At 67.2% G+C, this 22,368-nt stretch carries 10 protein-coding genes and 1 pseudogene; 9 read left to right on the top strand and 2 right to left on the bottom strand.

All coding sequences use genetic code 11. From position 1 onward, the window contains the following. Positions 1 to 133: 133 nt before the first annotated feature. The 6 genes from GVY39_RS24330 to GVY39_RS24305 are packed head-to-tail and all read left to right on the top strand — an operon-like array spanning position 134 to position 17,452. Complete coding sequence (locus GVY39_RS24330; protein ID WP_159928526.1) at positions 134 to 6,682, top strand: type I polyketide synthase; 6,549 nt, start codon at positions 134 to 136, stop codon at positions 6,680 to 6,682. Further along, the gene (locus GVY39_RS24325) at positions 6,675 to 11,966 is read left to right on the top strand and encodes a type I polyketide synthase (protein WP_201296029.1); all 5,292 of its coding nucleotides are present in this window, start codon (positions 6,675 to 6,677) and stop codon (positions 11,964 to 11,966) included. Before GVY39_RS24330 ends, GVY39_RS24325 begins: the two co-directional genes overlap by 8 nt. Continuing rightward, positions 11,963 to 14,956, top strand: a complete 2,994-nt coding sequence (locus tag GVY39_RS24320; RefSeq protein ID WP_159928530.1) for a type I polyketide synthase — start codon at positions 11,963 to 11,965, stop codon at positions 14,954 to 14,956. Before GVY39_RS24325 ends, GVY39_RS24320 begins: the two co-directional genes overlap by 4 nt. Continuing rightward, positions 14,953 to 15,618, top strand: coding sequence for a glutathione S-transferase family protein (locus tag GVY39_RS24315; protein WP_201295331.1), 666 nt, complete (start codon positions 14,953 to 14,955; stop codon positions 15,616 to 15,618). The genes GVY39_RS24320 and GVY39_RS24315 overlap by 4 nt, the downstream gene beginning before the upstream one ends. Further along, positions 15,615 to 16,823, top strand: a complete 1,209-nt coding sequence (locus GVY39_RS24310) for a cytochrome P450 (protein WP_159928532.1) — start codon at positions 15,615 to 15,617, stop codon at positions 16,821 to 16,823. The genes GVY39_RS24315 and GVY39_RS24310 overlap by 4 nt, the downstream gene beginning before the upstream one ends. Then, positions 16,820 to 17,452 (top strand): hypothetical protein, encoded by a 633-nt coding sequence (locus GVY39_RS24305; protein WP_159928534.1) that lies wholly within the window; start codon positions 16,820 to 16,822, stop codon positions 17,450 to 17,452. The genes GVY39_RS24310 and GVY39_RS24305 overlap by 4 nt, the downstream gene beginning before the upstream one ends. Positions 17,453 to 17,465: 13 nt before the next feature. On the opposite strand, the pseudogene GVY39_RS34580 reads toward GVY39_RS24305, so the two are convergent. Continuing rightward, positions 17,466 to 17,999: pseudogene (locus tag GVY39_RS34580) on the bottom strand (MFS transporter); the annotation flags it as partial. A gap of 15 nt (positions 18,000 to 18,014) precedes the next feature. Beyond that, a complete protein-coding gene (locus GVY39_RS24295; RefSeq protein WP_195071890.1) occupies positions 18,015 to 19,121 on the bottom strand; it encodes an epoxide hydrolase family protein in 1,107 nt (368 codons plus the stop codon). Between the two features lie 217 nt (positions 19,122 to 19,338). Here GVY39_RS24295 and GVY39_RS24290 point away from each other — a divergent pair, with 217 nt between their 5' ends. From GVY39_RS24290 to GVY39_RS24280, 3 genes are all read left to right on the top strand, one after another. Then, entirely contained in the window at positions 19,339 to 19,788 is a 450-nt protein-coding gene (locus GVY39_RS24290; protein ID WP_159928536.1) for a hypothetical protein, read from the top strand. Positions 19,789 to 20,200: 412 nt separating this feature from the next. Then, positions 20,201 to 21,121, top strand: coding sequence for a DUF2797 domain-containing protein (locus GVY39_RS24285; RefSeq protein ID WP_159928538.1), 921 nt, complete (start codon positions 20,201 to 20,203; stop codon positions 21,119 to 21,121). A 384-nt stretch (positions 21,122 to 21,505) separates the two neighbouring features. Beyond that, the gene (locus GVY39_RS24280) at positions 21,506 to 22,354 is read left to right on the top strand and encodes an alpha/beta fold hydrolase (RefSeq protein ID WP_159928540.1); all 849 of its coding nucleotides are present in this window, start codon (positions 21,506 to 21,508) and stop codon (positions 22,352 to 22,354) included. The last annotated feature ends 14 nt before the right edge of the window (positions 22,355 to 22,368 follow it).

The following is a 22,368-nucleotide window of genomic DNA, read 5'->3' as shown; positions in this document are numbered from 1 at the left end:
AATCCCGCACTTTACATAGGCAATTCAGCGGGGATACCATCTGGTCTGATTCGGGCGAGCCGCCGGTCGGGCATCGGATATGCCACGAACTAGATTGTTGCTGGAGGTAGCTTCACCCGTGTTGTCCTGGTCTATGGAAGCTGTCCGGGACTGGCTCATAGCTAGAACCGCCGCCCTCAGTGGGTTGGATCCCCTTGCGATCGATGGACGTGAGCCGTTTACCAGCTACGGGCTCGACTCGCTGATGTTGACGGTGCTCGCCGACGAATTGAGTGAGGCAGGGGGACACCCCGTTTCGCCAGTCCTGTTTTGGGCGCATCCGTCGCCGATCACTCTGGCGCGCAGGCTGACCGGAGCCGCCTCGACGTCACCGGTGCAGCGCGAAACGCCGGATCAACAGCTTTCGATCGCCATCGTCGGTCTTTCTTGCCGGTTCCCCGGCGCTCCCGACCCGATGGCATTCTGGCGATTACTCAGCTCGGGCGCCGACGCGCTCACCGAACCGCCGGATGGTCGATGGCGCGACGGTCCGCCGCGCGGCGGGTTCCTCGACCGGATCGACGAGTTCGACCCGGAGTTCTTCGGTATATCTCCCCGTGAGGCTCCGCACGTCGACCCGCAGCAACGGCTCATGCTCGAACTGATGCAGGAAGCTCTCGATGACGCGGGCATTCCGCCCAGCGGTCTCGAAGGCAGCCGGACCGGAGTTTTCGTCGGTGCGATGTGGAGTGAGTACGGAGCGGGAATTCGCGCGGACCCCGACCTGGTCACCCAGCACACCTTGGCCGGAGGCGATCCGAGCATTATTCCCGCCCGATTGTCCTACACGCTCGGTGCGCGCGGCCCGAGTCTTCAGGTGAACACCGCATGCTCGTCGTCACTGGTAGCGGTCCACCTCGCGGCGCAGAGCCTGCGTGAAGGCGAGTGCGATCTCGCCTTGGTCGGTGGTGTGAGCCTGATGCTCGCGCAGGACACGGTGCACGCACTGTCCCGGCTCGGCGCGCTGGCACCAGACGGGCGGTCCAAGGCGTTCGACGCGCGTGCGGATGGATACGGCCGCGGCGAAGGTGGCGGGATGGTCGTACTCAAGCCGCTCGATCGGGCGCTCGCCGACGGTAATCCGATTCACGGTGTGCTCAAGGGCAGCGCGGTCAACCACGACGGATTCAGTAACGGCCTGACCGCGCCGAGCCCGCTGGCCCAGGAATCCCTGCTGCGCAGCGCTTATCGCCGAGCGGGGGTTGTGCCTGCCGAGGTCGGGTACGTCGAAGCGCACGGAACGGGAACGGCGCTCGGTGACCCGATCGAGGCAAGCGCGCTGGGCGCGGTGCTCGGCGCGGGCCGGTCTCGCGACCAGCTGCTGCCGGTCGGTTCGGTCAAAAGCGCGATCGGCCATCTCGAGCCTGCGGCCGGGATCGCCGGGCTGATCAAGGTGCTGCTGGCGATGCGGCATCGCACCGTGCCGCCATGCGGCCAGTTCGAGGAAGCCAACCCGAATATCCCTCTCGGTGAATGGGGTTTGCGGGTGCCTAGGCGGGCGGAACGGTGGCACGGTGACGCAGAGGGCCGCCTCGTCGCCGGGGTGAGTGCGTTCGGCTTCGGCGGCACGAACTGCCATGTGGTCCTCGAGAGCGGCGATTGCGCTCCGGTCTGCCTGTTGCCCCTTGCCGCGGGCACCGAAGACGGCCTCCGTGCCGCGGCGCGGGAGCTGGCGTCCGCTCGGGACCTGACGCCGATCGCCCGACTGTGCGCCGCCGCGTCGGTCGAGGCGGACGGCTCGCACCGGCTCGCACTGTCCGTTCGCGACCGCGACGATATCGCCACGGGCGCCGAGAAATTCCTCAGCGGCCGTGCCGGGGCTGGAATCAGCACCGGGATTGTCGACCGCGACCGGCCGAAGATCATGTTTCTGTTCGGCGGCCAGGGTGGGCAGTGGACCGGGATGGGTGCGCCGTTGTTGCGTGAGCCCGCGTTCCGCTCGGCCATCATGCGGTGCGAGACCGCGCTGCGCCCACACGTCGACTGGTCCCTCACCCGGCTGCTGACCTCAGCCGACGAGAGCTGGATCGAGCGTACTGAGCTGGCCCAGCCGGCGATCTTCGCGATGCAGATCGCCCTGACCCACCTGTGGCGATCACAGGGAGTCGAGCCGGATGCCGTCGCTGGGATGAGCATGGGTGAAGTCGCCGCCGCGCACGTCGCCGGAGCGATCACTCTCGATGATGCCGCGCTGATCATGTGCAGGCGCAGCGCGATCGCCGCCAGACTGTCCGGCCACGGCGGAATGGCCGTGCTCGACCTGTCCGCTGAGGACACGAACGACCTGCTGTCCCGGCACGGCGGTGACGTATGGGTCGCAGGCAGCGCGAGCCCGGGATCCACGGTCGTCTCCGGTGATCGATCGGCGATCGAGGCGATACGGGACGAACTCGCCGCGCGCTCGGTCGCGTCGGCGTGGATCAGGGTCGACTACGCCTCGCACAGTCCCTACGTCGACTCGGTGCTGCCCGACTTACGGGCCGCGCTCGCTGACCTGCGGCCCGGCGAGACCCGGATACCGTTCTACTCCGCGGCCACCGGGGCGCAGATGAAGGGCGCGCTGCTCGATGCCGAGCACTGGGTGCGCACCGAACGCGAACCATGGCGATTCGACACCGTGATGGGACACCTGCTCGCCGGGGGCCGCCAGATCTTCGTCGACGTGGACCCGCATCCGATCCTCACGTCGGTGGTCGAGCAGCACGGCGGCACGGCGCTGCCGACATTGCGCCGTGCGGACCGCGACCGCTCGACCTTGATCGACTCGATGGGCGCGCTGTACACCCTGGGCGCCGCCCAGCCGCCGCCGGACCGGGGCCGGACGGAGTTGCTGGTGCTCTCCGCCCGCTCTCGCGATTCCCTGCTGGCATCGGCGGCCACGATGGCACGCGAACTCAGCGATGCCGACGACATCGCCCTGCGCGATTTGTGTTACACGGCCGCGGTGCGGCGGGACCACCACGAATACCGGCTCGCGGTGACAGGTTCATCTTCGAAGGAGCTGGCCGATTCATTGCGTGCCGCGGCTGTGGGGACCATGCCCGGCAACACATGGATGGGCAGCGTGGCTCGTGGCGAACGGCGAGCGATCGTGTTCGTGTGCTCCGGCCAGGGTTCGCAGTGGGCCGGTATGGGCCGGAACCTGTTGCGTGCCGAGCCGGTGTTTCGCGCGGCTGTCGAAGAATGCGAGAAGTGGTTACGGCCGCTGACCACCTGGTCGCTTACGGCCGAGCTGACCGCGCCGGTGGAACGTAGCCGCCTCGATGAGACCGCGGTCGCGCAGCCGGCTCTGTTCGCTGTCCAGGTGGGGATCGCGCGACTGTGGCAGGAATGGGGGCTTGTGCCGGACGCGTTGATCGGCCACAGCTTCGGCGAAGTCACCGCCGCGTACCTGGCCGGGTCGCTGTCCCTCGCCGAAGCGGTCGAGGTGGTGTATCACCGGGGCCGGTTGATGCAGGCCGCGGCCGGAGAAGGTGGGATGGCTTCGGTGGAGCTGCCCGCCGAGCGGGTGCGCGACCTGCTGAGCGCGTACCAGGGTGAGCTCACGATCGGCGCGATCAACGATCCCGATTCGACCGTCGTGTCCGGTGACGCCGCCGCGCTGGCCGACTTGCTCGGACGGCTGCGCGGCGAGGGGATCGCATACCGTGAACTCCGGGTCGGTTACGCGTTCCATAGTGCGCGGATGAACCCGGCCGGGCGTGAATTGTCTCGAGCGCTCGGCACGCTTACTCCGGGGCCGAACCGGTTGCCCATCTACAGCACAGTCTCCGGAAAACTCGTCGACGATCAGCGATTCGACGCGGACTACTGGGCACGAAACGTGCGGGACACCGTGCGATTCGCGGACGCCATGAACGGGGCGATCTCCGACGGATACCGGGTTTTCCTGGAGATCGGCCCGCATCCGGTACTGCTGGAGAACGTCCAGCGATGCCTCGCTGCCCGCCGGATCGATGGTCACGCCGTTGGTTCGCTGCGCAAGGGCGAGGACGAACGATCCGCGCTGCGCCGCGCGGCCGGCGCACTGTACGCCGGTGGCTGCTCGCCAGATTTCGATCGGCTACTCGAGACCGGCAGGGTCGTTTCGCTGCCCGCTTACCAGTGGCAACGGAAGCGATACTGGCTCGCGGCCGACCGGCGTACCGCGCTCGCCGGCGACGACGGGGGCCATCCGCTGCTCGGCACAGGCCTGATCTCGGCCGTAGAGCAGGGAACCTGCTACTGGCAACGCGCGCTGGACCCGGTAAGGCTGCCGTATCTCGCGGACCTCACGGTGCGCGGGGACACCGTGATCTCCGCGGCCACGTTCGCCGAAATGGCGTTGGCATCGGGCGCCGAGGCGTACGGAACCGAGGACATCGCCGTTACCGATTTGGTGTTCGAGCGCATGCTGGAAGTGACCGCGGCCGCGGTGCCCACGACTCAGACGGTGATCAGCACGCGGGAGGGACTCTTCCAGGTATTCGGCCCCCACGGTCCGGATCGGGTGCGGCACGCACTGGCCACCGTCGCGCCGGACACCGAAAAGCCGGATGTGCGCGAGGCGCCCGCCCTGATTCGGCACCGCTGCACCACGCACCGAGACCGGACCGAGCACTACCGCGCGCTGGCCGGGGCGGGGCTGGGAATGGGAGAGCACCTTCGTGGGGTATCGGAGCTGTGGTTCGGCCACGAGGAAGTGCTTGCCCGGCTCGTGCCGCCGGAGCGGCCACATGCTCGAGAGACCGGTTACCGCATCCCTCCCTCGATGCTCGACGCCGGTCTGCAGGCGCTGATCGCCCTGTGCAACGGTTCGTCCGGAAGCAATGTGGTGACCGGGATCGGTCGGTTGCGAGTGCATCGGACCCCGGCGGGCTCGGTATGGGCGCACGGCCGATCAGCGGGGTCGGGCGGCGACCTCTACCTGCTCGACGACGACGGCCGGGTACTGGTGCAGGCCGAGGGCGTGCGCCTACGGCCGCTCAGAGAACCCGATCCGGTCGAAGATTGCCTGTACACGGTGGAATGGCGCGAAAGAGCAGATCCACAACCGGTGGGAGATCGGGCCGGGTCGTGGATCGTGTTGGCGGGCGAGGATCGCCTCGGCGCTGAACTCGCGGAAGAGCTGCGGGCTCGAGGCAAGCAGTGTGATCTGGTCACCGCGCAGGGAGCGGACCCGACCGGAACAGAGTCTCTGCGTGCGGTTCTGACCGGAACGGCGCCGACCGGGGTAGTGCACGTCGGAAGTCTCGGCAGCGCGAGCCTGCGGGGGGTGGCCGACGTGTTGGCCGGAATGGGCTGGCGCGATCAGCCACGGTTGTGGGTGGTGACTCGGGCCGCCCAGGCAGTCGGCGAGCACATCTCGGCGGTGGATGTCGACCAGGCAGCGTTGTGGGGACTCGGCAGGGCGATCGGGCTCGATCATCCCGGGCTATCGGTCACGCGGGTGGATCTTGCCGCGCCGACCACACTCGATGAGGCAGCCACGCTGGTGACGGCTATGCTCAGCGATGATCGGGAGACCGATGTCGCCCTGCGTCCCGGTGGCCGGTTCGTGGCCAGGCTGGTCCGCGCTCCGGACGTCCGTGAGCGAGTGGCGACGTTACGGGCGGACGGCGCATACCTGATCGTCGGCGCGGATGCCGCACTCGCGGAGTCGTTTGCCAGGTGGATGACCGACCGTGGTGCGCGCAACATCGTGATCCTGAACCGAGACGGCACCATCGGGCCGATCAGCTTTCCGGGGGTGCAGGTGTCGACCATCGACACGTGCGCGACCGACGACCTGGAGATGACCGGGCTGATCACCGAGATCGAGAGTGCGTCGGGCCCATTGCGCGGGCTCATCCACGCCGAGGGCGAGGACAGCGCGTGGCGGTGGCACCAACACACGCTCGATCGCGAGCTGGATCTCTTCGTACTCTGCTCATCGGTCGCCTCGTTGTTCGGGTCCCCGGGCGACTCGATGGCAAGCGCACGAGTGAACGCGATCGCACACCATCGCCGTGCCCGCGGCCTGCGCGCACTGAGCCTGCACCTCGCGCATGCCGGCATGCCGACACACGGCATCGCCGACGCGTCCTCGGCGGATCTTGCGCGAGCACTGGACCACGGGGTATGTGCGGATCTCGGTCAACTCGCGGTGATGAAGCTGAACCTCCGGCACTGGTTCGAATCGTTTCCCAGCGTGGCGGGGACACCGCTGTTCGACGAGCTCGAATTCCGTGCCTCGGGGATCGCCACCGCGTTCGCCGACAGGCTGGCCGCGACCAACGCGCCGGAACGGGCGGGGTTGATCGAAGAGCACCTGATCGAGCAGGTCTCCCTGACGCTGCAACGAGATCCCCCGAGCCTGAGTCGCCAGTCGACGTTCCAGGACATGGGCATGGACTCGCTGATGGCGGTGGAGCTACGCAACCGGTTGGAATCGACGCTCGGCGTGCGGTTGTCCGTCGCACTGGTGTTCACCTACTCGACCATCGCCACGCTCGCCGAGTTCATCGCGGACGAACTCGCGGTGACCGAGACTCCGGCCGCAGAACCGGAACCGGACGATCGGCCTTCCATGGCAGCGGACATTGATCTGCTCTCCGACGAGGAAGCCGAGGCCATGCTGCTGGAGAGCATCCGGCTCGTCGAACAGGAACAGCATGATGACTGAGCAGACATCGCCGGTGAAGAAGGCCCTGGCGGCTATGCGGACCCTGCAAGCCCGGCTGGACCGGGAACTGATGGCGAAGACCGAGCCGATCGCCGTTGTCGGCATGGGCTGCCGTGTGCCGGGCGGCGGCCGCGACCCCGACGAATTCTGGCGACTGCTCGACGACCGCGTCGATGCGATCACCGAAGTGCCTCCGGACCGGTGGGTTGGTGAGGTCGGCAGTCCGGCGCGCTGGGGTGGCTTTCTGTCTGATGTGGACACATTCGACGCGGCCTTCTTCGGCATCGCGCCCCGGGAGGCCGAGGCGATGGACCCCCAGCAGCGCCTACTGCTGGAAGTGGCCTGGGAGGCACTGGAACAGGCCGGGCACGCTCGGCCCGACCGGCTGGCCGGCTCGAGAACCGGTGTCTTCACAGGTGTCGTCGTCACCGACTACGACCGGCTGAGCCGCGGAAACCGGGACATCTACACGGTGACCGGCAACGGGCACTCGTTCCCCGCAGGACGGCTGTCCTACGTGCTCGGTCTCCAAGGGCCCAGCATGGTCGTGGACACGGCGTGCTCCTCGTCCTTGGTCGCCGTGCATCTCGCGGTCCAGAGCCTCCGTTCCGGAGAGAGCGCGATGGCGCTGGCCGGTGGGGTCAACCTGATGCTGGCCAGAGACATGACCGACATGCTGGCCAGCTCGCGCGCGCTGTCCGAGGACGGGCGATGCAAAACCTTCGATGCGCTGGCCAACGGCTATGTCCGGGGCGAGGGCTGCGGGATGCTGGTCCTGCGACGGCTTTCCGACGCGGTGGCCGACGGCGATCCGGTGCTCGCGGTGATCCGTGGTTCAGCGGTGAACTCCGACGGCCGTTCCTCCGGGCTGACCGCGCCGAACGTCTCGGCGCAGAAGGCTTTGCTCCGTCAGGCTTTGCGTAGCGCTCGCGCCGACGCGGCGGACATCAGTTATGTCGAGACGCACGGCACCGGAACGCCGCTCGGTGATCCGATCGAAGTGGACGCGCTTGCCGACGTGCTCGGCGGGTTGCGGGCCGACGGTTCGCGTTGCGTGCTCGGCGCGGTGAAGACCAATATCGGGCATCTCGAGGCGGCCGCCGGGGTGATAGGGCTGATCAAGGTCGTGCTCGCGCTGCAGCGGGAGCGTATCCCGGCGAACCTGCACTTGCGCACCGTCAATCCCAGGATCGACCTCACCGGAACCGCCCTGGTTCTGCCGAGTGATCCGGTCGCGTGGCCGAAACGCGACGGTGCGACGCGGATGGCGGGTGTCAGCTCGTTCGGTATCAGCGGCACCAATGCGCACGTCATCGTCGCCGATCCGCCGGAGCAGGCCGAGCCTTCCGCGACCGAACCAGGACCGGCACTGGTGCCGATCTCCGCGCGCGATGCGGGCGCGCTGACCGATTTGGTCGCTGCGTTCCGCGCCAGGCTCGATGAGCGGCAGGCCGACATCCGGGATATCGCCTACACCGCGGCTGTCCGCAGGCATCATCATCAGTACCGGGCCGCCCTGGTGTTGCCCGGTGACGGGCCGCCGCGGCTGGTGCCCGGCGCCGAGCCGGACGAACGGCCGCGAGTGGTGTTCGTGTTCTCTGGTCAAGGCTCGCAGTGGCTCGGCATGGGGCGAGCACTGCTCGCCGGTGAGCCCGCGTTCCGAGCGGCTGTCGAGACATGCGACCACGCGATCCGAAACGAGACCGGATGGTCCGTTATCGATGAATTGACCGCAGGTCCATCCACGTCGCGGCTCGACCGGGTGGACGTCGTGCAGCCGGTTCTGTTCGCGATGGAGGTCGCGTTGGCGGCACTGTGGCGATCGAAGGGCATCGAGCCGGACGCCGTCATCGGGCACAGCATGGGTGAGGTGGCCGCCGCGCATGTGGCCGGCGCGCTCACGCTGACCGACGCGGCTCGCATCATCTGCCGCCGCAGCGGATTGCTGCGCGGACTGGCCGGGCGCGGCGCGATGGCACTGGTGGAACTGCCGCTCGAGCGAGCGAGCGCGGCGCTGTCCGGATTCGCCGATCAGGTGTCGATCGCGGCGAGCAACAGCGCGCGCTCGACCGTGCTCTCCGGCGACCCGGACACGCTGGAGGAGGTTCTGGCCGAGCTGACCGGCGCGGGGGTGTTCTGTCGACGGATCAAGGTCGAGGTCGCCGCGCACAGCCCACAAGTCGATGTCATCACCGATGAGCTGAGTCGCCAACTCGGTGCGCTGACGCCGGAGGCCACCACGGTGCCGATGTGGTCCACCGTGCTCGGAAAGGTCTGTGACGGGGCCGAGCTGGATACCGCCTACTGGATACGCAACCTTCGTGAACCAGTGTTGTTCGCGCAAACGGTCCGTGACTGCATGACGCTGGGGCGCACGGTATTCGTCGAGCTGACCCCACACCCGATCCTGCTGCCCTCGATCGAAGAGGACGGAGGCCTGGTCGTTCCGTCCGGGCGGCGTGAACACGATGAGCGCGCGGTTTTCCTCGAATCGCTTGCCGCACTGTACGTCCGAGGCTGCCAGGTGGACTGGCCCGCCCTCCACCCGAGCGGCGGACGCTGCGTGCCACTGCCCGCTTATCCGTGGCGACGCCAGCGGTACTGGGTGGATCGAACTCCGGCTGCGCGCGCCGACCACGGGCATCCATTGCTCGGTGAGCCGGTCAGCCCGGCAACCTCACCGGGTACCCGGATCTGGGAGCGCGAGCTGAATCTGCCGTACCTGGCCGACCACATGGTGGACGGGGCGGTGGTGTTCCCGGCGTCGGGCTATGTGGAGATGGCGCTCGGCGCGTGCGGACGATCGATGGTGTTGGAGGACCTCGCCTTCGACCGGATGGCGATTCTCGCAAAAGACGGCTCCGGGCACGTCCAGTTCATCGAGGACTCCGACCATTTCCAGGTGTATTGCCGAGCGACAAGGGACGAACCGTGGGTTCACTGCGCGCACGGAACCGTTCGTCATGGTGGCGGGGGGCCGCCGATGGCCGAGCCCCCGTCGTCCGTGCGGGAACGGTGCGGCAGCGAGGTAGCCGTAGCCGAGCACTACGCGCGGTATGCCGGGCGAGCTATCGACTACGGCCCGGCTTTCCGTGGTGTGCAACGAATCTGGACCGGTGACGGGGAGGGCGTGGCCTTGGTCGAGTCGACCGGATCGTCCTCGGGGTATGTCTGCCACCCTGCACTGCTGGACGCTTGCTTCCAGGTGCTCGGCAGCGTGCTACTCGACCAGCGGGCGAGCGGCGGGGTCATTCCGATTCGGATCGACCGGCTGCGAGTCCACCGGCCACCTGGCGACCGTGTGTGGGTACACGCACGCGCCCGGTCCACCGAGGACAGCGGGGATCTGCTGGTGCTCGACGAAGACGGCACGGTGCTGATCGAGGTCGAGGGTTTGACAGTGGCAAGGCCTGCCGGACCGGGACCGTACCGGGACTGGCTCTACCAGGTGGCATGGCGCGCCGCCGAGCGGCTCGTTGCCCCGGATCGTCGCGAGGGGTCTCCCGGGACGTGGCTGGTGCTCACCGACTCCACCGGTGTCGGTGCAGGTTTGGCCACGCTGCTCGAACAGCGTGGCCAAACCTGCGTACTGATCGACAAGCGGGATATCGACGTCGCCGACGACGACGCGTGGAGCACGTTGCTCGACAACGTCACCGCCGGTGGCGAAAGAGCCTGCGTCGGGGTAGTGCATCTGTGGAGCCTGGACACCACAGCTACCGAACACGTCACCGCCGACACGCTGACCGCCGATCAGCACATCACCGGACTCACTACCGTGCGCCTCGTCCGCGCGCTCGCTCGCCTCCGTCTGCGGGACCATCCCCGGCTGTGGTTGGTCACCAGAGGCGCACAGCAGGTGGGCTCCGAGCCGGTCGAGGTGTCCCAAGCTCCGTTGTGGGGATTGGCAAGGACATTGAGCGTCGAGCATCCCGAACTGGAGTGCGTGCGGGTCGACCTCCGATCGGGTTGGGCGCCAACCCGTTGCGCCGACGAACTCCTTCCCGAACTGGTCGGGCCGGACGGTGAGGACGAGATCGCTTTACGGGAGGAAGGGCGGAATCTGGCGAGGTTGGTACGGGCCTCGGTCGAGCCAGGGGATGTCGAATTGTCCTTCGCCCGGGGCACGTACCTGATCAGCGGCGGGCTCGGCGGGCTCGGCATCGGTTTGGCGCGCTGGCTGGCCGCGCACGGTGCGCGGCACCTCGTGCTGGCCGGACGGCATGATCCGGTTCCTGACGTGCAGGCCAGAATCGACGAGCTCAGGAGGGAAGGCGTCGAGGTCGTGGTCGCCCGGGCGGACGTGGGCCGGCGCCAGGACGTGGCCGCGATGCTCGCGGACATCGATGACCGGCTGCCGCCACTGCGCGGAGTGCTGCACGCGGCCATGGTGCTCGACGATCGGACCATTCTGGAACTGGATGCCGAACGGTACGACCGCGTGCTGGCACCCAAGATGCGGGGCGCTTGGAATCTGCATGAGCTCACCGAGGACCGGGAGCTGGAATTCTTCGTGATGTACTCCTCGGCCTCTGCCCTGCTCGGCTCGCCGGGACAGGCCAACTACGCGGCCGCCAACGCATTTCTCGGCGCGCTCGCCCGGCATCGGGACCATGGTGGCCGAAAAGCCCTGTGCGTGGACTGGGGGTTGTACTCGCAGGAAGGAATCATGGCAGAACGCAACACCGAAGGGCAGCGACTCGCGCATCGAGGAGTTGGCACCCTGACCCCCGAACAAGGTACGGACATCCTCGGTCTGCTGTTGGGTGGCAGCACCAGCCAGATCGCTGCGGCCAATCTCGATCTGCGACAGTGGCTGGCGTTCTACCCGGTTCTGGCCGGTGCGTCGCTGTTCACCGAACTCGGTGACGATGACCGGGAGAGTGCGAGCAGACCATCGGATCCGTGGTTGGCGGACCGGCTGCGCGCGGCGACACCTGCCGAACGCCCGCGATTGATCGATGACGTCGTCACTGAGCAACTCGGCCGGATCCTGCACCTCGACGCCGCTTCGATCGACCGGAAGGCGCCGCTGACGACCATGGGAGTCGACTCGCTGATGGCGCTCGAACTCAGGAACCGGCTGGAGGCGGCGCTCGGCGTCCGGCTGTCCGCGACGCTGCTGTACAGCGCACCGACGGTGCGGGCATTGAGCGAACAGCTACTCGACGTACTCGGCATGGCCGAGCCCGAGGAGGTCATCGAAGAGGTCGATGACCTTCGCGACCTGCTGGCGCAGATCGACGATTCGATCGACCGGCTCGAACGCAGGCAGCTGCCGTGACCGTCATCGATGAGGAAGGCTACCGCTCGCGTCTGGTGAAAGCGGCTGCCGCGCTGCGGAGCCTGGAGGCCGAGGTTGCCCGGCTGACGCGGCAGCAATCCGAACCTGTCGCCGTGATCGGCATGGGCTGCCGTTTCCCCGGCGGCGCCGACGACCCGGAATCATTTTGGACGTTGCTTTCCGACGGCGTCGACGCGGTGTCCGAGCGGCCGGCTGGCGGCACCGGCGATGCCGCGCGAACCGGTGCCTTCCTTTCCGCTGTCGACGGTTTCGACGCGGCGTTCTTCGGGATCTCGCCGAAGGAGGCGGCGGCGCTGGATCCGCAACATCGACTGCTGCTCGAGGTCGCGTGGGAAGCGCTGGAAGATGCCGGCGTGGTGACCGAGCGGCTGGCCGGTAGCAGAACCGGTGTGTTCGTCGGCATGAGCAGCAACGACTACCTTCTGCTCAGCGCCAGGTCCGGCGCGATGGGCGCGTACGCGGGCACCGGAACGGCCCACTGTTTCGGCGCGGGCCGGTTGTCGTACCTGCTCGGACTGCGTGGGCCGAGTCTCGCGGTGGACACCGCGTGCTCATCGTCGCTGGTTGCGGTACACCTGGCGATCCGCAGTCTGCGGACAGGAGAGAGCTCGCTAGCGCTGGCTGGGGGAGTGAACCTCGTTCTCGACGAGTCGGTGACCCAGATAGTCGCCGATCTGCAGGCGCTGTCGCCGGACGGCCGGTGTCGCGCATTCGACGCGCGTGCGAATGGGTTCGTCAGGGGCGAGGGTTGCGGAATCGTGGTGCTGAAGAGATTGTCCGACGCGCTGGCCGACGGTGATCGGGTGCTTGCCGTGCTGCGGGGTTCCTCGATGAACTCGGACGGTCGCTCGGCCGGACTGACCGCGCCGAACCCGCTGGCGCAAAAGGACATGCTGCGTCAGGCGTTCGCCGATGCGCGTGTGCGGCCCGACGAGATCGGATACGTGGAGACCCACGGCACCGGAACCGCGCTCGGGGACCCGATCGAGATCGAGGCCTTGACCGAAGTTTTCGGCGAACCGGAGCCGGACAGCGGCGGTTGTGTACTCGGCGCCGTCAAGACCAACATCGGGCATCTCGAAGCTGCCGCCGGGATCGCCGGATTGATCAAGGCGGTACTGGCATTGCGGAATGCGGAGATTCCCCGGAACCTGCACTTCAGCAGCCTGAATCCGAGGATTTCCCTGACCGGAACACCATTCGTGATCCCGAAGACGGCCGTGGCGTGGCCTCGGGGCGATCGGCCACGGATCGCAGGCGTCAGTTCGTTCGGCATGAGCGGCACCAACGCTCATGTCGTCGTCACCGAAGCGCCTACGCCCGAGCAAGTGCCACCGCGCGCCGGGCCCGTTGTGGTGCTCCCGCTGTCGGCACGAAGCCCGGCGGCGCTGACCGAGCTGGCTTCGGCACACGCGAGTGTCCTCGAGCGGGGCAACGACCCGCACGATATCGCCTACACAGCGGGGGCACGGCGCGATCATCACGAGTGGCGGACCGCGGTGGTCGGCGAGTCCGGAGCCGAATTGGCCGAGAAGCTGCGCGCCTTCGCACGGGACGGCGCCACCGTGGCACGAGCCGACGCACCGCCTGCGCTCACCTATGTCTTCTCCGGACAGGGCTCGCAGTGGATCGGCATGGGACGGCAATTGCAGTCCAGCGAGCCGGTTTTCGCCGCTGTGCTCGGTCAATGCGATGAACTCATCGCGAAGAACACATCGTTCTCGCTGCTCGCGGAGCTGGCCGCGCCACCGGATCGGTCGAGGTTGCAGCGCACCGAGATCGCCCAGCCCGCGCTGTTCGCCTTCCAGATCGCGCTGACCGCCCTGCTGTCCTCATGGGGCGTCCGACCGGACGCGGTCATCGGGCACAGTGTCGGTGAAATCGCCGCAGCGCATGTCGCGGGGGCGTTGAGCCTCGCGGAAGCTATCAGGATCGTGGTGTCGAGAGGCCGGATCATGGCGCGAGCAGCCGGTTCGGGGACGATGGTCGCGGTCGAGCTCACCCACGATGAGGTCGCGGCCTCGTTGTCTACCATCGGTACGTCGGTCGCTGTGGCGGCGATCAACGACGACAAATCCGTTGTGCTGTCCGGCACGGTGGAAGAGCTGCACACCGTGCTCGGCCCACTTCAGCGACAAGGCGTTCGCTGCCGCCGGCTGCCTGTCGACTATGCGTTCCACTCGCCGTCGATGGCTCCGCTGGCCATGGAACTCGCGCAGGAACTCGGCACGGTGGAGGCAGGCCGGACCGCATGCCCTCTGTACAGCACGGCACGCGGAGACCGGATCGCCGGAAACGAATTGACCACGGATTACTGGGCGGACAACGTCCGGCATCCGGTCCGGTTCGCCGACGCCGTGCATACTGCCGCCAGAGATGGGCAGCGGCTCTTCCTCGAGATAGCACCGCACTCTGTGCTCTCCGGCCATGTCGCGAACTGTCTCGGCGCGCGGGCGGCGATACCGACGCTGCGCAGGGAACGCCCGGAAACGCGCAGCCTGCTGAACTCTGTCGCCGATCTCTATACCGCGGGGTATCCAGTGGACTTCGGCGCCCTTTACCCGGATCGCCGCCCGGTGGTGTCGTTGCCACACTATCCGTGGCAGCGCAGGCGTCACTGGCTCGACACCCCGGAACCCCCACGCGAACAGGTCCCCGTCGAGCCGGTGCATTGGCTCGAGAAGTTGATCGGGCTGCCGGACGGCGAGCAGGAGGCAGCGATCGAGTCAGCGGTACGCGCGGATGCGGCTACCGTGCTCCAGTTGTCTTCGCCATCCGATGTCCCGGTCGACGGCAAATTCACGGAATTGGGCATGGATTCGCTGATGACCGTACAACTGCGGCACGAACTGGCCGCGCGAACAGGCCTCGCGCTGCCATCCACCCTCGCCTTCGAACACCCGACCCCACGGGCGATCACTCGGTACTTGCTGAAGATAGTCGCGGAGCGCGAAGAGGATGGATCATGATGAAGGTTTACGGGACAGCCACCAGCGCGTGTACGCACAAAGTGCTGATGGTGCTGGCGGAGAAGGATCAGCAAGCCGAGCTGGTCGAGGTCAGTGTTCTCAAAGGACACGACAAGTCGCCGGAACACCGGCAACGCCAGCCCTTCGGTGAGATTCCGGTACTCGAAGACGACGGGTTCCTGCTGTATGAATCGCGGGCGATCATCCGCTATCTCGATCAGCGGCTGCCGGGCCCCGCGCTGACGCCGGACAACCTTCAGCTGCACGGGCTGATGGAACAGTGGATCAGCATCGAGCAAAGCTATGTCAGCGGCCCGGTGTGGGAGCTGGTCCGTGGCGGCCCCGTCTACGAGATCATCCGGAGCAGCCCCGCTGCTGCGCTGTTGCCGCCGCCGCCGGACCAGGACGCTATCGCCGCTGCCCGCGCTGCACTGGCGACACCTTTCGACGTAGCGGACGCCACGCTGTCCAGGCAGCAGTTCCTCGCCGGCCCCGAGTTCTCACTCGCCGAGGTCACCTGGTTGCCCTACTTGCAATATCTGGTCGCCTCGGGCGGCGCGGACCTGATCGATGCGCGGCCGAACCTGGCGCGGTGGTGGCGGGAGATCAGTGGAAGGCCGACCTGGCTTCGAGTCGGCAAGGTGCTGGAGCGACCCGAATGAACCAGTTCGACCTGTGGGGTGAGCAGATGCGGGTCGATCCGTTGCCGACGCTGGCGCGGATGCGTGCCGAGGCACCGATCGTCCGGCTGTTCAATCCGCATCAGGGGGCGCCCGAGTGGCGCGTGACCCGCTACGCCGACGTGGTCGAACTGCTCCGTGATCCCCGTTTCAGCAAGGACAAGCGGAAACTGTCCGATCAGGCGCGCTCCCGGTACTTCCGGGTCACCGAATTCGATCGGTTGGACAAGCACATGCTCTACGCCGATCCGCCCGAGCACAGCAGGTTGCGCGCACTGGTGGCCAAGGCCTTCACTCCCCGCCGAATCTCGCAGCTGCGCCCGCGCATCGCCGAGGCGACGGAGAGTCTGCTGGACCTGGCCGAGCAGCAGGACTCGGTGGACCTGCTCGACACACTGGCATTCCGGTTGCCGATCACCGTGCTGGTCGAGCTGATCGGGGTTCCGATCGAAGACCAGGAGCGGTTCCGGGAGTGGACCAGAATTCTGATCGCTCCGCCGTCGGACGGAAACTTCGACGCCCTGCGCCGGATGGCGATCGAGTTTCAGCAGTACCTCGAGGAATTCCTCGCGCTACGCCGCAGGCATCCCCGCGACGACCTCACCAGTGCGTTGATCGAGGCGCAGACGCATGGTGACCGGCTCTCATCGGTGGAACTGATGAGCATGGTCTTCCTGCTCATCGCGGCGGGTTTCGAGACGACGGGCAACCTCATCGGCAACGGAGTGTGGGCGCTGCTCCGTCATCCAGCGCAGTTGCGGCGGCTGCGCGACACGCCTGAACTCATCGAGTCGGCCATCGAGGAAGTGTTGCGATACTGCCCGCCGGTGGCAAACAGCACCGGGGCCTTTCCGCTGACCGATGTCGAGTTCCGAGGCACGGTCATTCCGGCCGAGGAACTGGTCGTCGCTTCGCTGCTGTCGGCACATCACGATGACGAACGGTTCCTCGAACCGGACCGGTTCGAAATCACCAGGACGCCGAACCAGCATCTGGGGTTCGGCCATGGCCTGCACTTCTGTCTCGGATCGTCGCTGGCAAACCTCGAGGCGCAGGTGGCTATCGGCACCCTGGTGCAGCGCTTTCCCGGACTGGGATTCGCAGCTGATCCGGACACATTGCGATGGAAGATCGGCGTATTCGTCCACGGCCTCGAATGCCTGCCTGTCACCTGGGAAGCGCGATGACGATCAAAGTGCGCCAGGCGGCGCTGGATGACCTCGACGAGATCATGGCGGTCGAGCAGGACTGGGAGGAAGCCCAGCGGGCGAGCCGGGACCAGATGACAGCTCGCCTGCGCGCCTTCCCCGAAGGATTCTGGATTTTCGAGCAGGACGATGAGGTCGTCGGAACCTTGATGGGCTTCCCGATGCACTACACGCCGGACAAGATCGCCGAACTCAGCGATTGGGATACGGTGACCGGTCACGGCTACTACCCGACGATAGATCTGGACACCGCGAACGCCATCTACCTCGCCTCCGGCTCATTGAAGCGGACCGCGCGCGGCGGAATGGCATACGCGGTGATGATGGAGACCCCGGTCGAGCTGGCCGAGCGGTTGGCGCTGGACTATGTTCTCACCGGAGCCAAGATCCCCGGCTACGACGCCTACTGCCGCCGGTTCGGTGAGATCGACGCAGGCGACTACGCGTTTCGTCAGCTCGGCGGCTGCCTCGTCGATCCGTTCCTGGAGATGTACCGGGGGCACGGCTATCTGGTGCCCGACCGACAGCACATCATCCCCGACTACTATCCGGATCCGCCGAGCAGGGACTACGGCGCGATCGTCGTACGGAACACGTCCGGTCGGTGATGCGCCAAGCCGCTCAGCCGCTTGGGCGACAGGGACGCCGCAGAAGCCGCCTGGCACATGACCGTCGAGTCCGGAATCCGCGTACCCGAGGAATTCCACCCGGTCGCATCCCAGGACCGCGGCTGATGCCAACCCCTCCGCCTCGCGACGCGCTGCGAGCTGCGGACCTGGTGGCGAATCCGCGAGTCCCGCGGCGCGGGTGCGCAGTCATCGCCAGGCCCATGCCGATTCCCATGGCGAGGATGCCGGGCAGGATGGACGGGTAGCCGCCGTCGACGAAGGCGAACCCGGCCATCAGCGCCAGGCCGACGACGGAGATCAGCGCCCCGACGGTGTCGAAGGCATGTGAGGAGTGCTCGTGAGAGTTCGGCAGGGCTTTGAGCGTCGTGGCCAGGGCTGCGATGACCAGAGCCGCGGGAAGGACGAACAGCCAGCGCCAGTCGGCGACATCGACGAGCAATGCGGACAGGAACATGCCCAGGATGCCGCCGCCTCCGGCGACGCCGGTCCACACACCGATCGCTTTGCCGCGCAGCGGCGGCCGAAAGAATCGGGATAGGGCTCAGCGGTTCGCGAAGAACACGCGCATGTCCTCGACGAGCAGGGTGGGCTGTTCGAGGGCGATGTAGGCGCCTGCCTTGTCGAACTCGGTCCAGCGGGCGACCGTGGTGTCGCGGTCGGCGAAGCGGCGGACGGTGACGTCACCGGCGGCGACCACGAAGGCGGTGGGAACGGTGACGCGCTCCTTGGGCGCCCACGTCATGGGGTCGTGTGCCAGGTCGTGGTAGCTCTGCGCGATGGAACCCGACGTGCCGGTGAACCACTGGACGCTCGCGTCGAGGAGCATCCGGTCCTTGGGAACGGTGTGCTCAGGCAGCTCGGCCTGCGGGTCGCTCCACTCCTTGAACTTCTCCACCACCCAGGCGAGCAGGCCGATGGGGGAATCGTTGAGGCCGTGGGCGATGGTCTGCGGGCGGGTGGACATGATGATGTTGAAGCCGATACCGTCGCGCATGAAGGCGTCGATGGTGGCCATGCGCTGCTTCTCGGTGTCGGTGAAATCACCGGCGCTCTCGTCGGGCATGGCGACGTAGGCGTTGACATGCAGGCCGATCAGCCGCTCGGGGATCTGACGGCCCAGCTCGAGGGACAGGTTCGCACCGCCACCGCCGCCGTGCGCGCCGAAGCGCTCGTAGCCCAGGCGGGTCATGAGTTCGGCCATCGCGGTCGCGGTACGCGGGACGGTCCAGCCGGTGTCGGCCAGCGGCGTGGAGAACCCGAATCCGGGCATGAAGGGCACCACGAGATGGAAGTCGCGCGAGAGCGGCTCGAGCACGTCGAGCAGGCCCATAACCCCGCCCGGGTTGTCGTGCAGCAGGAGCAGCGCCCGCGCGCCGGGCCGCGCGGAGCGGATGTGCTTGAAGTGAATGATCTGGCCGTCTATCTCGGTCGTGAACTGCGGCCACCGATTGAGCTCGGATTCGGCCTGCCGCCAATCGAATTCGCCCGCCCAGTAGGCGACCAGCTCGCGCAGGTAGTCCACCGGCACGCCGCGGCTCCAGTCCGCCCCGGGCAGGGCGGGAGTCCAGCGAGCCCGGTTCAGCCGGTCGCGGAGATCGTCCAGATCGGCCTGTGGAACCTCGACGCGGAAGGGGTGGATTGCGTTCATGACCAACTCCTTGGAACGGAATACTTTGTTCCACAACACTAGCGGAATGGTCCATTCCGCTGCAAATCCGGTCGAGGATCAGCCCGCACGAGCACTGGCCGCGCGACGTGGAACAGGGGCGGAGTGACGTACTATCGGTGCGCACTGAAGCGATGGGGGTAGGGTCACCGTGAATCAGACACAGCCGAGCTCGGGGCGCGCCGATAGTGGAGATGTCGTGCAGCCGTCGCCCGGAGGCGGCCCGCCACCCGGCGATCCCGGCTCACTGTCGCACGATCTGCTGCAGTGGTCAGCGGCTGCGTTCGGCGCGGTCGCGCCCGCGGCGACAGTGTTCGGCAAAGCATTCCTCGAAGCGCTCGGTCAGCGTGCCGCCGACGGTGCGGCAGCGCTTCCGAGCAAGCTACGCCAACGCTGGTTTCAGCGGGCACGGCGATCGCACGGTGATGTCGAAGTGGTTACGGTGCTCGACATCGAGAACCTGAACGCGGCGGCGATCCTGGTCACCACCGGCCTTCCGGACGAGGCGCGCCTGGCCCTGCTCGACCTCGACCCTACCGAGCCCGCACTGCACGGAAAGGTTCTGGAGTGGAACCTCTCGAGCCAGCAGTGGGTCCCGGTGGAAGCACCAGTCACACAGGTGAGTCCACCGCCCAGTGAACGAATCTGACCGAAGGCGTCGGCCGAATCGGTCACAAACCCCGATCCTGGATGGCGTCTCGTCCAGGATCAGAGTCTGGCTGACGAGCCTCAGGTCGGGAGATGTCGCATCTGCTGCGCCCACCACAGTTCGGACCGGTCATCCGCTCAGCGGTATGCGTCGCCGGTGCGGGCGATCACTACATCCATGGCAGACCGGGCTCGGAGCTCGGCCGGGGTGCCGGGGATGGTGGCGCGGCCTCGTATAGTACGGGGAAGTCACAAGATACCCATGGCCAGCATTTTGCGAGCTCGGCGGATCGCCCGGCATACGCCTCGTGGTAGGCGGCATCAGTTATCCACACGCGCAGAACGAGTTTCGGTGGCATCACGCATCATGGTGATGACCACGACCCAACACGAACGTGCGGAGCGCTGCGCCGATGACCACTACGGATAACTTGCTGTACGGCGGCACCCGTTGGGACGAGCGCGGCCAGTGGTGGTATGAGCTGATCCACGGTGACGGATCGACCGAGCGCGTGCCCGGTCTCGGTACGCGCTTGGCGTTCAGGATCCGCGACACGGCGCGATACTGCTTGGGATATCACGGATTCGGCAGTTTCCCGGGGCGGCGAGCGTGTCCGGATTCCGCGCAACTTGTCAGCGGCCGGCAGTGCCCGCTTTGCCGGGTGCGGGAAGGGTGGGCGGTGGTGCACACGCACCGCGGACCGATCTCGGCCTTGCCCGAGCAGATCCGTGCTTACGTGTCCCAGCCCCACCATCTCTATATCGCCTATTTCGGTGAGGGATTGGCCAAAGTTGGTACGGCGTCGGCGGTACGTCGGCATCGCCGCCTGTACGAACAGGGCGCGCTCGCCGCCCGGTTCATCGCCGACTCACCAGATGGCATGCATGTGCGCGAACTGGAGCGGGTGGTATCGGCACAGGCCGGTTTCCGGCAGGCCGTCGGCAGCGCGGCGAAGACTCGCGTCCTGACCAAGCCGCTGGCTCCGTGGGCGGCAGTGGAGGCTGCGGTGACCGCCGCAGCCTCCGAGGCGCTCGCCGTGTTGCCCACCGGGACGATGCGCACTGAAACGACCTGGTCGGGTGGCGGCGAGTTCTATCGCACAGTGGCGGAGCGAGGCCGCTACGCGACCGTCATCGATTTCGGCGGGGCGTTGCCGCCGGGGGAGTACGTCCTCGACGCGGTGACCGCGCACGGGCACACCATCGCTTGCCGCGACGGATCCGAGACCGGAGAACTTCTCCTGGCCAACGACACTCAGCTCATCGGGCGGCGTATCGAGCTCGACGATTCGATCACCGGCGGGTCCGTTGCAGCGCAGACGAGCTTGTTCTGAGGACTCCGGGACGTTTCGACGACCTGATCGAGTGGAACGTTCGCCTCGATCACAGTGCTGTCGGGATGGTCGGATCGAGGCGGGAGCGGGTGAACGTCGAGCAGCGACAGGCGCCGTATTCGGTGACACCGCGGCGGCCGTACCCGGGGCGGTTGAGTCGTTTCTGTGCCCGGAGGAAGACACGACCACTACGCACACGCCTCCACCAGCGGAAGCGTTGTGTGATCGGCGCGTAGGACGCTGGTCGATCCGTCCGCCTTTCTGGTGGCGGTGCCGGCTGACTACGTCATGGTCGGCGTCAGTTGACAGATGTGGCGGTGGGGGGAGCGGGACCAGAGTCGAGGCTGCGCAACATGCTTCAACGCTCCTCGGAAGGACATCGACATGGTCGACATTCGACACCCTCGTACGCGGCGCGCGGGCGGGGCGATCGCGGCGGTCACGGCTGCGGTGGCGGTCGGCAGCCTCGCCGTCGCCTGCACTGCGAGCACCACCCATGCCGGACCGACCGAGGACGCGCCGAAGCCGACCGTCGTCCTCGTACACGGCGCGTTCGCGGATGGGTCGAGCTGGAACGATGTCATCGACAAGTTGCGCAAGGATGGGTATCCCGTGGTGGCGGCCGCCAATCCGCTGCGGGGGCCCGCCGCCGACGCCACCACTGTGCGGGGACTGATCAGCCATATCAATGGGCCCGTGGTCCTGGTCGGACACTCCTACGGCGGATCGGTCATCAGCACCGCCGCAGCGGGCAGCGATCAGGTGAAGGCGCTGGTGTACGTCGCGGCCTTCCTGCCCGCGCCCGGTGAGACTGCGTTCGAGCTGACCAATAAGTTCCCCGGATCTACCCTGCCGGGCACGCTCAACGCCGTGCCGTTCACCGATGCCGACGGCAGTACCGGCACCGATCTGTACATCCAGCAGGACAAATTCCACGATCAGTTCGCCGCCGACGTCCCCGCCGATCGCGCCGCCCTGGCGGCCGCCGCACAGCGCCCGATCCGGCAGTCCGCGCTCGAGGAGAAGGCGACCGTCGCTGCTTGGACCGACAAGCCCAGCTGGGATGTGGTCACCACGCAGGACCTCAATATTCCGGTCGCGGCGCAGCGGTTCATGGCCGAGCGGGCGCACGCCCAGGTGATCGAGATTGCGGCGTCGCACTCGGTCACGGTCTCGCACCCGGATCGGGTCGCCGAGGTGATCGAGCAGGCCGCCCGGAACAACGCCCACTGAAGCGTCGCGAAAGA

The sequence above is a fragment of the Nocardia sp. CY15 genome, assembly GCF_009829295.1.
Lineage (GTDB): Bacteria > Actinomycetota > Actinomycetes > Mycobacteriales > Mycobacteriaceae > Nocardia > Nocardia sputi.
This window is presented reverse-complemented; position numbering and strand designations above follow the sequence as displayed.

What these genes read in the sequence shown, in the direction of transcription:
- GVY39_RS24330 (WP_159928526.1), top strand. Translation starts at nt 134, where the DNA reads ATGGAAGCTGTCCGGGACTGGCTCATAGCTAGAACCGCCGCCCTCAGT.
- GVY39_RS24325 (WP_201296029.1), top strand. Translation starts at nt 6,675, where the DNA reads ATGACTGAGCAGACATCGCCGGTGAAGAAGGCCCTGGCGGCTATGCGG.
- GVY39_RS24315 (WP_201295331.1), top strand. Translation starts at nt 14,953, where the DNA reads ATGATGAAGGTTTACGGGACAGCCACCAGCGCGTGTACGCACAAAGTG.
- GVY39_RS24310 (WP_159928532.1), top strand. Translation starts at nt 15,615, where the DNA reads ATGAACCAGTTCGACCTGTGGGGTGAGCAGATGCGGGTCGATCCGTTG.
- GVY39_RS24305 (WP_159928534.1), top strand. Translation starts at nt 16,820, where the DNA reads ATGACGATCAAAGTGCGCCAGGCGGCGCTGGATGACCTCGACGAGATC.
- GVY39_RS24295 (WP_195071890.1), bottom strand. Translation starts at nt 19,121, where the DNA reads ATGAACGCAATCCACCCCTTCCGCGTCGAGGTTCCACAGGCCGATCTG.
- GVY39_RS24285 (WP_159928538.1), top strand. Translation starts at nt 20,201, where the DNA reads ATGACCACTACGGATAACTTGCTGTACGGCGGCACCCGTTGGGACGAG.
- GVY39_RS24280 (WP_159928540.1), top strand. Translation starts at nt 21,506, where the DNA reads ATGGTCGACATTCGACACCCTCGTACGCGGCGCGCGGGCGGGGCGATC.